Source organism: Methylophaga sp. UBA2689, assembly GCA_002354555.1.
GTDB lineage: Bacteria > Pseudomonadota > Gammaproteobacteria > Nitrosococcales > Methylophagaceae > Methylophaga.
The window spans coordinates 1-14,414 of record DELT01000039.1; the positions used below are offsets into that span (position 1 = coordinate 1).

Sequence of the window (14,414 nt, forward strand, 5' to 3'; positions counted from 1 at the left end):
AGAATGGCCATGTCATATCGGTATTGGCGACGCTTTGAAGGTTTGCGCCATAACTTATGACTGAATGCATCCAAAGCATTGGCGAAGTTATCCTGCTCACTGTCACTGAGCTGATTAAGCGGAGCAGCCTTGATAGCCGAAATTAACCAATGGCCTTTGTGGCTGAATTCGATTTCGATGATTGGGCAGGGATACTGTTCAAAAATCTGTCTTGCCAGCTTCTGCAGGCCTTTAAATTCACATTGCCCAAAAAACACTTTCAGCTTGAAACTGGTTTCAGACTGCTTATCACTGGCCGCGATGACCTTATCCAGTTGCGTACCAAAATCCGATAAATCGTAGGCATAAAGACTTTTACGGGATAAGTCATTAATGGTGCGCAAACTCGGCATTACCCGATGACCTCGTGCTTCAGCGACCATTGAGCAGTAATAGCCAGGGCTCAAATATTCAAGACCGTGACAGAGATTAATAATTTGCGCACGCTCACTCGCACTGGGGGAGGGGGTTTGCAAATAATCATCCACTGCGATGACCTGCGCGCTGGGGAAGTAGGGGGCCCAGTCTTCGATATTTTCAAGAATTATCAAATGGTTAGTCATATGACTTTAGCGTTGCTCCGAATCAGATTAGTCAGACGATTTGTGCATCATAAAGTGATTGTGTCATGGTTGTGATAAATATTTTTGCCACTATGCTGATTATCTGGTCAAAATCATAAAAGTCGCCTATTCTTCGCCGAATTTTCATCTACAGGAGAGTTGTTGCCATGTATGCAGAAGCCGTTCTGAGTGTGTTTTCTCAGCGCTATGCTGGTGCACGTGACAAGTTCATATCAGCAGTGGAAACAAGCTCCATTGTCGAACGGGTCAACAATATTATTCACCCGGTTCGCGGGCCAAAAAACGAACGTTTGTTTTGTGATATTGCCTGGGCCGGCAGCCCTAAGGCAAAAAATATTCTGGTACTGGTTTCCGGCGTACATGGTGTTGAGGGGGGAGTTGGTTCAGCAATTCAATCTGATTTTGTGGGACGTCACCGACGGTTACCCGCCGATGTCTGTGTTGTTATGGTACATGCGTTAAATCCATGGGGATTTGCCTGTGCCAGCCGAAATGATCACGAAGGCATCGATATCAACCGTAACTTTGTTGATTTTACGGCCAAGCTTCCAGACTCTGCTGATGCGATAGCGATATGGGAAAAGCTCAGTAAGCAAAAGGACGCAGTAGATTTAGTAGGAGAGCAACGTGAGCAGTTTGATAAGCTCAGCCAGGGCCAGTACAGCAAAGCCGATGCGCTTTATTTCGGTGGCGAAAAAGCCAGTTGGTCTCGGCAAACCATTGAAGAGCTGGTCGCACAATTGAAACCGGAAAAACGCGATAACGTTATTGTCATAGATATCCATAGTGGGCTCGGACCTTATGGATATGGCGAATTAATCTGTGATCATCTTCCTGAAACTGCCGGTCAGAAAAAGGCGCGTGAATTATTTGGTCCGACAGTGACCGAACCGGCGTTGGGCACCTCAACTTCTGGCGTAAAGTATGGTCTGCACGATTACTTCTGGCATCAGCAAGGGGATAATGTGTGTTTTCTGACACTGGAATTCGGTACTTTTAGCAACCAACAAATGCTTAAAGTGCTGTTTGCAGATCAACAGTTACAACAATCTGGCAAAATCGATTGGTCCGACCAGAAAACGCTGGATATTAAACACGCAATGCAGGATTTTTTCTGTCCTGACGAGACTCAATGGCAAGAGCTGGTATTGTTCCGCGGGCGCCAGGTCATCGAAATGGCCCTGGAGGGTTTGACCACTAATGCAAATGGCAGTTAATCAACAGACAGATCCGATAGCTTTTCGTGTGGCCACTTTAGCTGATGTAGATGCGCTGCTGGCTATCGAAAATGTCTGTTTTGATAGCGATCAACTCTCCCGTCGTAGTTTTAAATGGATGATCAACAAGGCCAACGCCTTATTACTGGTTGCCGAGCAGCAACAAAAATTGATGGGCTATGTGCTGTTGCTATATGCCCGGGGCACATCGCTGGGACGTATCTATTCGCTGGCAGTATTACCTGAGTACCGTAATCAGAAAATTGCCCGGGCTTTGATGCGAGAAGCAGAGCAGGCGGCATTAACTGCAGGTCGCAGTTTTATTCGACTGGAAGTACGACCCGATAATGCTGGAGCGATAAAACTTTATGAAAGTCTAGGCTATCACCAGTTCGAAATCGTCACTGACTACTACGAGGATCATGCTAACGCCCTACGTATGATGAAGGTGTTGCAACCACAACCGGAAGAACTGCATCAGCAGGTATTTCATTATTCGCAAAGCACCGATTTTACCTGTGGCCCGGCCAGCTTGATGATGGCGATGAAAACCCTGCAACCGGTCATGCATCTGGATCGTGGTCTGGAATTACAGTTATGGCGTGAAGCTACCACCATATTTATGACTTCCGGCCATGGTGGCTGTAGCGCGCAGGGGCTGGCGCTGGCGGCATGGAGACGTTACTTTAATACAACGTTAATTACCAATAGTGACGATGTGCCGTTTGTGAACGGTGTACGTAGTGAAGATAAAAAAGCCGTGATGGAATGTGTGCATCAGGATTTTATGCGACAGCTGGAAACCTCGGAAGTCGAGCAACAAATGCGCCAAATCGATGTGAATTTACTGCGTGATTATCTGAACCAGGGTGCACTGGCAGTGGTCTTGATTAGCTCATACCGGCTTAATCAAAACAAATCACCGCATTGGGTGGTGTTGGTATCTATCTCAGATACCTTTGTCTATTTTCATGATCCGGATATTGATTGGGATGATGACAAAACCCTGACCGACAGTTTTTATGTTCCGGTGACCCATAAAGAATTTAATAGCATGCTAGGTTACGGTAAGCCCCGTTATCAGGCGGCTGTGATTTTACACTCGACAAAATAATCCTTAAGAACTGCTGCGTGATTAATCTGTCACTTCAGTACAGGAGAAACCTATGCTCGATAAACTTAATCAACTGTTACAGCGAGAACTGCTTGACGATAACGATACGGATGATGCTGCACATTTATCAGTAAAACTTGCAGCCGCTGCGTTAATGATAGAAGTCATTGCTGCTGATTATCATTTTAAAGATGAAGAGCGGGACATGTTGCTATCCATTTTGCAGAAACGTTTTTCACTTGATAAAGATGCGGCCGAAAGTCTGCTCACTGAAGCTGAACATGCGCACAAAACCGCCACTGATTATTTCGCCTTTACCTCAGAAATAAATCATCGCTATAGTCAGAAAAAGAAAGTTGAATTAATTCATATCCTCTGGCAACTGGCCAACGCTGATCAGGAAATCCATCAGATAGAACAACACGTTATTCGCCGTATCAGTAACTTGTTACACGTTGAACACAGTGACTATATTGCCGCCAAGCTGGCGGCAACAGGGCATACTTAATAAGCTTGAAACTTTGTGTGGAAGCATTCCACTTTCCAATGTTGAGCAAAGATTTGAACGAGTCCTGGTCCTGTTTATAGTCCCAACGCAGCAATCTCAATCCGTGCTGCAGCACCATACAGTTTAGAAGCATCACCATCCACATCCCCCTCTGGGGCAATGCTTGGCCATAGATCGGCAAGTTCATCTAAATAGCCTTCAACCTGTTTAACCGTATCGGCAGACTCTTTGCGAGTTGCTTCGGGCAGTTGTTCAAGCCGGCGCTTGGCGATTTGGGTAAAGCCGTAAGCATCCTGATATTCATGCAGATTAATGAGTTTGCCGTTTTCTACGCCCAACGCATATTCTTCACCGGCGGTACGAATCAAGTCTTTAATACTTTGCAGGGTATTTTTTAAATCCGGTTTTACAACGGCTTCTGCGGCTTTGATGCCCGATTCAAGTTGTTGATAGGCTTCATCTACTTCAGCTTGAGGTGCCTTGCTGGTCACTTTGTCGGCCAGATTGCTCAGTGCATCGTCAAAGCGCTTTCCACCACGATATTCGATTGATGGGACCAGGCCCGCATAGAGCTCATCCCGTGGATGTTTCATATGGGTGATAGCCATATCGACCTGGCCTTGTTTATATAACTCATAACCCACCAGCAAATGACCACGAATCAAACCCAAACGCGTTAAAAAAGCGACATCATTGGTTTTCAAATCGGTCTCGGTGACGCCACCACCTTCACCTTCACCGGCGGCGGCTACGGTGATATTCTCATTGGTGAAATGCATATCATGTGACATATCGGCTGCGGTGGCGTTCAAACTGATTCCACTGGCCAGTGCAACCCCAAGGCTTACCCATTTTTTACGATTTTCTTGCATAGTCTGTCTCTCTGAGTGGCGTTATGATAAGTTATCTACTTTGCCATAAATGAGTCTCATTCTCAATATGATCCTGCATCTCTCACAATGTTTATCAGAAGTTGATCTTGAAGCGATAAAGGCAACGCTTAAGGATGTGTCGTTCCATGACGGACTAAGCACAGCGGGCCGGGCCGCCCTCCAGGTAAAGCAAAATCAGCAGGCAGATATGGCGGAAATTTCCGGCATTTTAAAGCTGGTGGAACAACGTCTTTTAGCTAATGACTTATTCGTACAGAGCACCTATCCACAACAATTCGTTCGTCTGTTAATAAGCCGCTATCAATCCGGTATGCGATATGGCACCCATGTCGATGAAGCATTGATCAATAACCAGCGTACGGATATTTCATTCACCTTGTTTTTATCGGAGAACACCCAGTATCAGGGCGGCGAACTGGTGTTAGAAGACAGCAGCGGGGAACGTAGCTGGAAACTGGATGCGGGTGGTTTACTGGTATATCCCTCTACATATCTGCATCGTGTTAATGAAGTTAATGATGGTGAAAGACTGGTTATTGTTGGTTGGCTCACCAGCCGTGTACGGGAGCCAAATCAACGGGAAATTCTGTTTGATATGGAGCAGTCGCTCCGTCAAGAATTTAATCTAAACGGTAAAACAGAACAATATGACCGCCTTTCCCGAGTACGCAATAATTTGTTACGACAATGGCTGGATCGTTAAGGCCGTATATATTTAATTATTATTTCACGCAAATAAAAATAAGATAGTTTCTATGAATTGCTCTTAATAATTAATTATCTTAGAATGCAACTGATAATCATTATCATTAACGGTTGTAAGTAATAATTATGAATGCGCCATTGTCATCGCCTCGTACAGAGAATCTCGAAAAACTCTATCAAAACAATTTCAGCTGGTTACAGAACTGGTTACGTGAGCGTTTGAGTTGTTCACATCAGGCGGCTGATTTGGCACAGGATACGTTTTTAAGATTGCTATCGGCCCCGGATTTTAATGGCAAAATTGAGGCTATTCGTGAACCTCGAAGTTATCTGGTAACGGTAGCAAAGCGGGTGATGATCGACCATTTCCGTCGTCGCACGATAGAACAATCTTACCTGCAGGCATTAATGCACCAACCAGAGCAGGAAGTCATCTCGGCAGAGCAGAGCATGATTGTGCTGGAAACGCTGTATCGCATTGATGCCATGCTGGATGGTTTAGGTGAGAAAGTGAAAAAAGCTTTTTTAATGTCTCAGCTTAAAGGCATGACCTATCGTGAAATTGCCGGCGAAATGGGATTGTCAGAAAGCTCGGTCAAAAAATATATGGCCAAAGCCACCCAGCATTGCCTGTTATTTTCGTTATATGAACAGTTAGACGCATGAAGGCTTCTTCAGTGCGATTGACACCTCAACAACAGCAAGCACTGACAGAAGCTGCTCAGTGGTATGCAGAATTTACTGCTGAATTTAATACCGGTCATACCCGGCAGGACTGGCAAAGCTGGATATTGAAACAGCCGGAAAATCAATGGGCCTGGCATCAACTGGAGCTGTTAAAACAACGTTTTAACCAATTGTCAGGGGAGTTGGCTTTTGAATCACTCAAAGCAGCTAACGATGACCAGGTATCAAATTCCCATCACATTCAGCAAAGATTTTTTTCTGAATTTGACTGAGGCATTAAAGTTGATATTTAAGGTCTTGTCGGATGTCAGGCAGAGCTTTATGTCATTTGAAAGAAGATATTAACGTGCGTAGTGCAGACATATTTTGTATATCGATCTGCACTATTTCCCTTAAGTTGAAAGCCTCCGACGAGCGGTTTGTCTCTGTAATTAATTCATTCACCGTCTTGTTATTAGGTTTGGCGATACCATGGAGTCGGTTACTTTAACCTAGGATATTGGCAGGGCAGCAAAGGTATTGTTAATTTGAGATGTGACTTTTTAATACTGTAAGCAGGAGGAACGCAATGGTTGCCGAATGGACAGATAAAGATGAACGTCAATATGAGCATATTAAGGATCAGCAGAAAAAAGGCGGTAAAAAGACCGATAAAGCTGAAGAAATTGCGGCTCGCACCGTCAATAAGCAACGGCGTGAGGAAGACCGTACCCCCAGAAAAACAACTAAAGGAACAGGCAATCCTAATAGCTCCTTGGAGTCACGGACAAAACAGGAGTTGTATAACCGGGCCAGTCAGCTAAATATTAAGGCTCGTAGCAAGATGAGCAAGTCGGAATTGGTCACTGCTATCCGTGACAGCTGATCTTCAAACAAAATTACTGTTATTTAGTCACTTAGACGCATTTATCCCACATAGGCCGAAGCTGGCAATTCACGGCATCAGTTTCAGCTTCTGATTTGGATTCGGACTCAGAGCGAGATTCAGAAGGTGTGTTCTGGGATGTTAAAGATTCGGCATCTGTCTCCCGAGCAAAATCACTTTCAAATGCGTCTACAAAAGCATTTTCCATAATGGCGAGAAAGGCCTGCCAGGCACTGACATCGGGGTCATCCAGATTGCCACGTATCTCAACTTGGGTAGCGATACGATTTTTGGGATCGTTGCGGAATATCTGGCCAAATGCACCGACAATGGCTTGCCAGGCTGCACTGAAAACGCCATCTTCCAGATCTTCCTCCAAATCAAAGATTTCAACATTATCCAGAACGGGTTTTGCATAACCGGTTAACTGAGCATCTTCAGCCTGCAATTCCATCACAAAATCACCGTTGCCTGATTTGAAATTAAAATTACCATAAGCTTCAGAGACTTGATTGAGTTTGGTCAGGTTGATACCGGTGATTTTTAACTTGAGTTCAAAGTTATGAAAATCGCCTAAGGGATCCAGGCGGCCATCCAGTCTAGCCGAAGCGCTATCTAACACTTTCCCCTGAACATCAAAGTTAGCGTATTCCAGTCCATTACTACGATCAGCATTGCTTAGGTTGGTTATTTCACCATCCAATTGATAAAACACCAGATGTACGGGGGGATCAGATGTGAAGTTATGAAAATGAATTTCTCCATTATCAATATTTAATCGATCAATCTGTAATGGAATAATTTCCTGAACCGTCTGACGCCAGGTGGATTCTTCTTCAGGCTGTTCGTCAGCTTCGTCATCAACCAGATGAATTTCAGCATTTACCAAATCAACATCTGCAACCACCTTGCCTTTGAATAGCGATGCCCAGCTGACAGAAGTATCTATGGTTTCGGCTTTAAAAAATTCCACCGAAGCTTGGTCTTTTTTGGTGATTTCAAGTTGATGAACAGAATAGGCGCCACGCCACAGATGGATGTCAACATCAGCGATTTCTCCCTGATAATCACCCATTTCAGCCATTTTGTCGTTCAAATAGTCTTTAACCATTGACGGCAATTGCATGCGCAGAATGATTAACGCGACAACCACTAAAACAACAATAATCAGCGTATAGGAATAGCGTCTGGCGATCATGATGATCTCCTTCTAAGACGTTTTAGATGAACTACAAGCTAACGCAAAATCACCCGTCTGAACATTCAAACGGGTGACCTGATTCAACTTGTTATCTCAACATAAAAACCAACTAGCCAGCACGTTGCCAAAACCGAATATCACGACAGTTTTGGATAAATTCATCCGTGGTTTTATTATTGGTCAACTGCAGGCAGCCTTCATCCAACATCTCACTGATACCGGCCTTTTTTAAAAGCGGCATGGCATCTTCACCGTAACCAATAAATTTCATGTGATTAAAGGCATCACTGACAAAGGTTAAAGCTGGCGGCATTTCTGCCAACATTTTCACACCATCGCTACCGGGCAAAATCACAATGGCATCAAATAACACTGAAGGTCCACCATCAACTTTTTCATCAACCTTGATGCTGTCACCAGCACTGCTAGTGATTTCACCGGTATGTGGCGCAACAACTTCAAACATTGCCCCTTCTGCTTCAAGTGATTTTTCTAGCGATTTGAAAATATCAGCATCAAAACCATCCGTCATCAAAACACCAACTTTACGGCCTTTAAAGCTATTAGGGCCATTTTTGAGAATGCTCAACTTGTCAGATGCGGGGAGATCATCACGTGTTGGCATGGCAGCATCAGCCGGTTCAGGCAAAGGATCAATGCCTAATTTTTCAGCAACATTTTCGGCTAATTGTTGATCAATATTCAGCAGATGACTTACCATGCGTTTACGAATGGCCGGTGTTTTGACTTTACTGAGCTCAAACGAAAATGCATTGATAATATGCTGCTGTTCAGTTTCAGTCTGGCTTATATAAAACTGTCTGCCCTGGCTGTAGTGATCAGCAAAGGTTTCAGAACGTTCACGGACTTTTGGGCCAGAGACATCTTCAGGATAGCTTTCAAATCCTTTTACCGGGCACTCACGTGGACCACCTTCTTCTTCACCCCAACTATTGGGTTCATAATTGGCACGCCCCGTCGGATTGCTCATTGCCATATGACCATCCTGCTGGAAATGATGCATTGGACATTTCGGCGCGTTGATTGGAATGTGGGTGAAATTAGGTCCACCAAGACGCTTTAACTGCGTATCGAGATAGGAAAAGTTTCTGCCCTGCAGCAGAGGATCATTGGAATGATCAATACCTTTAACGATATTCTGTGTACAGAACGCAACTTGTTCAGTTTCAGCAAAGAAGTTACTAACTACCCGATCCAACACTAAACGACCGACAATTCGAATTGGTACCTGTTCTTCCGGGATAAGCTTGGTGGCATCCAAAACATCAAACTCAAATTTCTCAGCAAATTCTTCATCGAAAATCTGCAGTCCCAGTTCCCATTCAGGGTAATCTCCCTGACTGATGGCGTTCCATAAATCACGACGATGGAAATCCGGATCGGCACCGTTGATTTTTAACGCTTCATCCCATAAAACAGACTGCAAGCCCTGTTTTGGCTTCCAGTGAAATTTAACAAACTGGGACTTGCCGTTTTTATCTACCAGTCTAAAGCTGTGTACGCCAAAGCCCTCCATAAACCGGAATGAGCGAGGAATCGTACGATCTGACATTTGCCACATCAGCATATGCATGCTTTCCGGCATCAATGACACAAAATCCCAGAAATTATCGTGAGCTGACTGCGCCTGAGGAAATCCACGATCAGGCTCTTGTTTGACGGAATGGATCAGATCGGGAAATTTAATGGCATCCTGAATAAAAAACACCGGGATGTTGTTACCAACAATGTCCCAGTTACCTTCTTTGGTATATAGTTTGACCGCAAAGCCACGAACATCACGGGCCAGATCAGCTGATCCTTTATTGCCTGCCACGGTCGAGAAACGTACAAAAGCCGGGGTTCTTTCGCCTTTACGCTGGAAAATATCAGCACAGGTGACGTCTTCAAGTGACTCGGTGGTTTCGAAATAGCCGTGAGCACCAAAACCGCGGGCATGCACCACTCTTTCTGGAATACGTTCGTGATCAAAATGAAACAGCTTTTCGCGAAGAATATGATCTTCCATTAATGTTGGACCACGAGCTCCGGCTTTTAAAGAATTCTGATCGTCGGCAATCGGGCCGCCTTGCTGAGTGGTGAGTGGTGAGGTATTTCCGGTGGCTTGCTGATGGGGTTCGCCACCATTACCTCGGTTTGTTTTTGGATCGGTTTTATCCATGACTTCTCCTTGATTTTTGGGTGTGGAAGAGATGTGTCGCGAGAAGTTTCGCGATTGGCAACACCCATTTTGCGCCGGATCCAACTAATCGCATTAACCTGAGTAAAAGTGAACTGCGTCACAAAATTCAGAATTAATGGCAGGCTGTAGTTACTGGTTACAAAGAATTTTAATGGAGCAGGTTAATGAGGAGAAAGTGTTCGTATTAATCGAGAAAAGGCGATTAATAAGTATTTTTAATCAGCGTTATAGTCTGGAAAAATAGCCTTGCGGATAATCGCATGCACGCCCAGATTGCCGTCCACTACCTGTGTAATACCAAAATCCACTGCTACTGAAATCAGTGAAATGGCTTCATCTTCACTGAGTTCATGTTCTTTCATTAAATAGTGACGGGCTTTTCTGAAGGCGTCACGCATGGCGGCTTCCATAGAGGAATTTTTATACACTTGCGTTTGGGCATTTGGGCCAAGCTCGGCCTGATAGTCGGAAAAACTCATGCCTTGTAATACCCATTCATCAGGCGTTTCCAGAAACGGATGGCTGAGGCCATCCATAAAACTGTCTTTTAAATCACGTTGTTTATGTAACACCAATTGAAATACACCAGTTAAAGAACATTCAATGGCGGTGCCACATAATTCCGAATCACCTTGTGAAGCGTGGGGATCGCCAACCGAGAATAGTGCTCCCGGGGTAGCCACAGGCAGAAATAATTTGGTGCCTTTACCCGCCCGCCAGTTATCCATATTGCCGCCAAAATAGCTGGGTGGAATGGAATCAACCATACCGGTCTCACGCGGCGCAACGGCGATCACACCAAAATGCGGTCTGACCGGAACAACGGCTTTGTCGAGAATACCGAATTGTTTGTCAATACTGGAATGATCAACCGGTATGCCGGGGTAATCAATGGTTGGGTGCACAATGCCATAAGGATCGGTTTGCGGTGTCCAGCGAAAGTTATAGATCGCCTTGGCATGCGGTGGATGGGTGTGTTGATGTACTTCATATACCGTGACCACTTCACGTTTTTTGGGTTCGGTGAGCAGATCGTCATATTGAAAACCCCACCAGGTGGCGGCATTGCTGCCAAAGTGTTTGCCTTGATGTTCAGGGCTGCAACTGAGACGCGGTTGAATATCCAGAATCCGTATTTCCAGCACGTCACCGGGTTCAGCATCGGTCACATACACGGGTCCGGTACAGATATGCACGCCAAAACCCTCTCCGGCACCGCGGCCAAATATAGTGGCATCCATCGGACCGGCCCCCCGCCGATCAACATTCTTTGTTGTACCAGTCCAGTGGAAAACACTTTGTGCTCCGGCATCGCCGTCGATCATTCGTTCGCAATCATCTGAAGCATGCTGGGATAAGGTTTCAATGGTCACAATATTGCCGGATCGAATGGTTAATACTGGTTTGATCGCATTGCTGAAATACCCCCAGTGAACGGTTTTATCGGACACTGGCAGGTAATATTGTCGAGGAGAGTGAGTGTCGGTTTGAGCTGCCGCAGTGTTATCTATGTCGGAAACCCGTTTAGGTGCGAGTCGCAATGACAGCGCATATTTAGCGTGATCATCCAATACTTCATGAAACGGTCTGCGACGTTTTTGAATGTCATCATCTTGCAAAAAGGTTTGCGGATCGGTGGTAGGGGAACGAGCTGACGGTTTGGTTTGCGGACAGCCACGGCGAAGTTGTTCGTGCAGATCTTGAGGCGGTGCCGCGCGATAACTTTTCGGTGACATGCCCATAAACTGCGAAAAGGTGCGGCTGAAGTTTGCGGCATCATTAAACCCCCAGCGATAGCACAGCTGAGCAATGCTGAACGGTGCGAGGGCAGGGTTAGCCAGATCAATACAACAATGCTGTATACGCCGGCTCTTCAAGTATTCACTGAACGTTGTGCCACTGTTTTTGAACAGTTTTTGTAGGTATCTGGCGGATAAACCTTCCTGAGCAGCGATTTGCTCAATATGCAGATCCGGATCGTCCAACCGTGAATCCACCGTTCTGCATACGCGACGTAAATGGGCCAATTGCACATCAGTAGCTTCTTCATTGCCAGCAGATTGCTTATGAGAAAGACAAGCCACCAGTAACTCGGCCAGCGTTACTTCCAATGCGGGGAGCTCATTGTTGTCCACATGAGGTAATTGTTCGTTCAGCGATTGCAGCATGTTCAGGCATAACGCGCCGATACCTTGTTGTGTGCTGATGCGATTCGCTTCCTGCCGTCCGGTACGTACCAGCCTGAGCAGAAAACTGGATGATTCCAGTTTGATCAGCATGATGCGAAAACGGGTTTGCAAAGCCAGTCGCCAGGATTGGCTCGGATCCAGCAACATGATGTCGCCGGAACGTAATTTGACCGTCTGTTCAGCATCCAGCACCTGCGCGGTGCCATCCAGTAAAGCGAGCACCAATACAGTGCCTTGTAAGGGTTGGTTGGCTTTGGATACGATCGGTGAAAGAATCTGTGGCGTTGCGGTGAGCTGAACAAATACTGAGTCGCGTGTCGAGACCGACAGTGCCATATGACCACTGTCATCATTACGAATGGAGCTTGCAGCATCACTCGCCAGACCGAGCCTGGAAAGAATTTCATTCCAGGCCGGCTGGCGTAGATCTGCGGGTATAGCACTGGCAGAAAAGCGTTTCAGGTCAGTCACGGTCGTGTCTTATTCCTTGAATACTGAGACATCCTTTCGCAAGTGTTATGCCATAACCAAAGTTAATCTTTAGTTGCGCGCAGGGAACATGGATTTTTTCAGGATCGCATGCACACCCCAGTTGCCATCCACCACTTGGGTGATACCAAAGTCGACCGCCACCGTCATCAGTGATATCGCTTCATCTTCGTCCAAATGCTGAGTAGTCATTAAAAAGTGTCGCATCTTGCGATAGGCATCGCGTAATGCTTTATCCACCGATGATTTGCTATAGATATCATCCTGAGCATTGGGGCCCAGTTCAGCCAGATAGTTGGCATAACTAAAGCCATGTAACACCCAGTCATCCTGAGTTTCCAGCAAGGGATAATTCAGTTCAGCCAAAGAAGTGCCGGGCAGGTCGGCCTTTTTGTGCAGGATAAACTGGAAAGTGCCGGTCAAAGAACACTCAATGGCAGTACCGCATAATTCGGAGTCACCCTGTGATGCATGTGGATCACCAACTGAGAACATGCCGCCATCCACTGCGACAGGGAAATAAATCTTCGCACCCTTGCCAATCCGCCAATTATCGATATTGCCGCCAGTGTAATTGGGCGGAATCGAGTTCACCATATCGGCTTCTGCAGGCGCGAGGCCAATGGTGCCAAAGTGAGGCCGGATCGGAATACGGATATCACGCAGAATATTCTCTTTTTTGGTGATGGTGCTGTGATCAACCGGCACACCCGGATAATCGATAGTGGGATGCATCACGCCGAAGGGGTCAGTTTGCGGTGTCCAACGATAGTTGTAGACGGCCTTGGCCCAGTTACGCTCACCCGTTGCATCGACCTCATAGATGGTAACGACTTCACGTTTTTTAGGTTCTGTAAGCATATCGCCGTAATGAAACCCCCACCAGGCAGCAGCATTACTGCCAAATGTCTTACCTTTGTAATCAGGGTTACCACTGGGTCTGGGGGTAACATCGACTATGCGAACTTCAAGAATATCGCCGGGTTGAGCACCTTTGATTCGCACTGGACCGGTACAGATATGCACGCCGGCTCCACCACCGGCACCAATCTTGGCATCCATCGGGCCAGCGCCACGTCTATCGACACCTTTGCGTTGGGCGTCCCAATGAAAAATGCTTTCAGCACCGGGGTCACCTTTTACCATACGTTCTGCATCATCGTTAGCATGATGGGTGAGTGTTTCCATGGTGACAAAATCACCGGACTCGATTTCAACGGTAGGTTTGGCATTCTTGCTGAAATAGCCCCAGAGAACCGTTTCAGGGGTGGCAGGTATGTAATAGTGCATCTGGCCGGGTGCGTCAGCATTGATGGGTGTATTAGCGCCCGCGGCAAAACTCATGGGTGACATGGTCACGCCCATTGCGCCGAGAGAGGCGGCACCACCGCCAACAAAAGCATTACGGATAAATGAACGCCGCGCAGTATCAAATTCTTCGACCACGTCTTTTTTATTTTCTTCTGTGATGCCGTGTGTGCAACCTGGAGTACAAATATGCTGTGTCATGATAAATCCCCTCGGATAACTGCTTGATGTCTGAGGTGCCCCGGCAGTGCGGCACGTGAAGATATTATGTTCCTGAGGGTGAGGTTTCTTCTTGTCAGCTGGCGCACTAATTCTTGTCGAGCAGAATTAATTCCGTTGTCGTTGAGGTTTTACTCAACGTCATTGCTAGGGCTTGTTGATCTTTCATCTCCACCACTGCTGGCGGCTATTT

The 14,414-nt window shown here is 46.1% G+C and carries 13 protein-coding genes; 7 read left to right on the forward strand and 6 right to left on the reverse strand.

Going from position 1 to position 14,414, the window contains the following annotated elements; all coding sequences use genetic code 11:
• A partial coding sequence (locus B3M51_RS04080; RefSeq protein WP_292757017.1) for a RimK-like ATPgrasp N-terminal domain-containing protein occupies positions 1 to 602 on the reverse strand: 602 nt, incomplete at its 3' end.
• A 167-nt stretch (positions 603 to 769) separates the two neighbouring features.
• Here B3M51_RS04080 and B3M51_RS04085 point away from each other — a divergent pair.
• From B3M51_RS04085 to B3M51_RS04095, 3 genes are read left to right on the forward strand one after another with little or no spacing between them, the layout of a single operon-like run.
• On the forward strand, positions 770 to 1,840 hold the full coding sequence (locus B3M51_RS04085; protein WP_292482867.1) for a DUF2817 domain-containing protein: 1,071 nt from the start codon (positions 770 to 772) through the stop codon (positions 1,838 to 1,840).
• A complete protein-coding gene (locus B3M51_RS04090; RefSeq protein ID WP_292757019.1) occupies positions 1,824 to 2,954 on the forward strand; it encodes a GNAT family N-acetyltransferase/peptidase C39 family protein in 1,131 nt (376 codons plus the stop codon). The genes B3M51_RS04085 and B3M51_RS04090 overlap by 17 nt, the downstream gene beginning before the upstream one ends.
• A gap of 52 nt (positions 2,955 to 3,006) precedes the next feature.
• A complete protein-coding gene (locus B3M51_RS04095) occupies positions 3,007 to 3,462 on the forward strand; it encodes a TerB family tellurite resistance protein (protein WP_292757021.1) in 456 nt (151 codons plus the stop codon).
• Positions 3,463 to 3,536: 74 nt separating this feature from the next.
• On the opposite strand, the gene B3M51_RS04100 is transcribed toward B3M51_RS04095, so the two are convergent.
• Complete coding sequence (locus tag B3M51_RS04100; RefSeq protein ID WP_292482861.1) at positions 3,537 to 4,334, reverse strand: hypothetical protein; 798 nt, start codon at positions 4,332 to 4,334, stop codon at positions 3,537 to 3,539.
• A gap of 67 nt (positions 4,335 to 4,401) precedes the next feature.
• On the opposite strand from B3M51_RS04100, the gene B3M51_RS04105 reads away from it, so the two are divergent.
• The 4 genes from B3M51_RS04105 (at position 4,402) to B3M51_RS04120 (ending at position 6,612) form a co-directional block, all read left to right on the forward strand.
• Positions 4,402 to 5,058, forward strand: coding sequence for a Fe2+-dependent dioxygenase (locus B3M51_RS04105; protein ID WP_292757023.1), 657 nt, complete (start codon positions 4,402 to 4,404; stop codon positions 5,056 to 5,058).
• A 128-nt stretch (positions 5,059 to 5,186) separates the two neighbouring features.
• Entirely contained in the window at positions 5,187 to 5,726 is a 540-nt protein-coding gene (locus tag B3M51_RS04110) for a sigma-70 family RNA polymerase sigma factor (RefSeq protein ID WP_292757025.1), read from the forward strand.
• Complete coding sequence (locus tag B3M51_RS04115) at positions 5,723 to 6,019, forward strand: hypothetical protein (RefSeq protein ID WP_292757027.1); 297 nt, start codon at positions 5,723 to 5,725, stop codon at positions 6,017 to 6,019. The genes B3M51_RS04110 and B3M51_RS04115 overlap by 4 nt, the downstream gene beginning before the upstream one ends.
• A gap of 296 nt (positions 6,020 to 6,315) precedes the next feature.
• The gene (locus B3M51_RS04120; RefSeq protein ID WP_292757029.1) at positions 6,316 to 6,612 is read left to right on the forward strand and encodes a Rho termination factor N-terminal domain-containing protein; all 297 of its coding nucleotides are present in this window, start codon (positions 6,316 to 6,318) and stop codon (positions 6,610 to 6,612) included.
• A gap of 31 nt (positions 6,613 to 6,643) precedes the next feature.
• On the opposite strand, the gene B3M51_RS04125 is transcribed toward B3M51_RS04120, so the two are convergent.
• From B3M51_RS04125 to B3M51_RS04140, 4 genes are all read right to left on the reverse strand, one after another.
• Entirely contained in the window at positions 6,644 to 7,810 is a 1,167-nt protein-coding gene (locus B3M51_RS04125; protein ID WP_292757031.1) for a DUF748 domain-containing protein, read from the reverse strand.
• A 112-nt stretch (positions 7,811 to 7,922) separates the two neighbouring features.
• Positions 7,923 to 9,995, reverse strand: coding sequence for a catalase (locus tag B3M51_RS04130; RefSeq protein WP_292757033.1), 2,073 nt, complete (start codon positions 9,993 to 9,995; stop codon positions 7,923 to 7,925).
• A 236-nt stretch (positions 9,996 to 10,231) separates the two neighbouring features.
• Positions 10,232 to 12,676 (reverse strand): acetamidase/formamidase family protein, encoded by a 2,445-nt coding sequence (locus B3M51_RS04135; protein WP_292757035.1) that lies wholly within the window; start codon positions 12,674 to 12,676, stop codon positions 10,232 to 10,234.
• A gap of 69 nt (positions 12,677 to 12,745) precedes the next feature.
• Positions 12,746 to 14,203 (reverse strand): acetamidase/formamidase family protein, encoded by a 1,458-nt coding sequence (locus B3M51_RS04140; RefSeq protein WP_292757036.1) that lies wholly within the window; start codon positions 14,201 to 14,203, stop codon positions 12,746 to 12,748.
• Positions 14,204 to 14,414 lie beyond the last annotated feature (211 nt).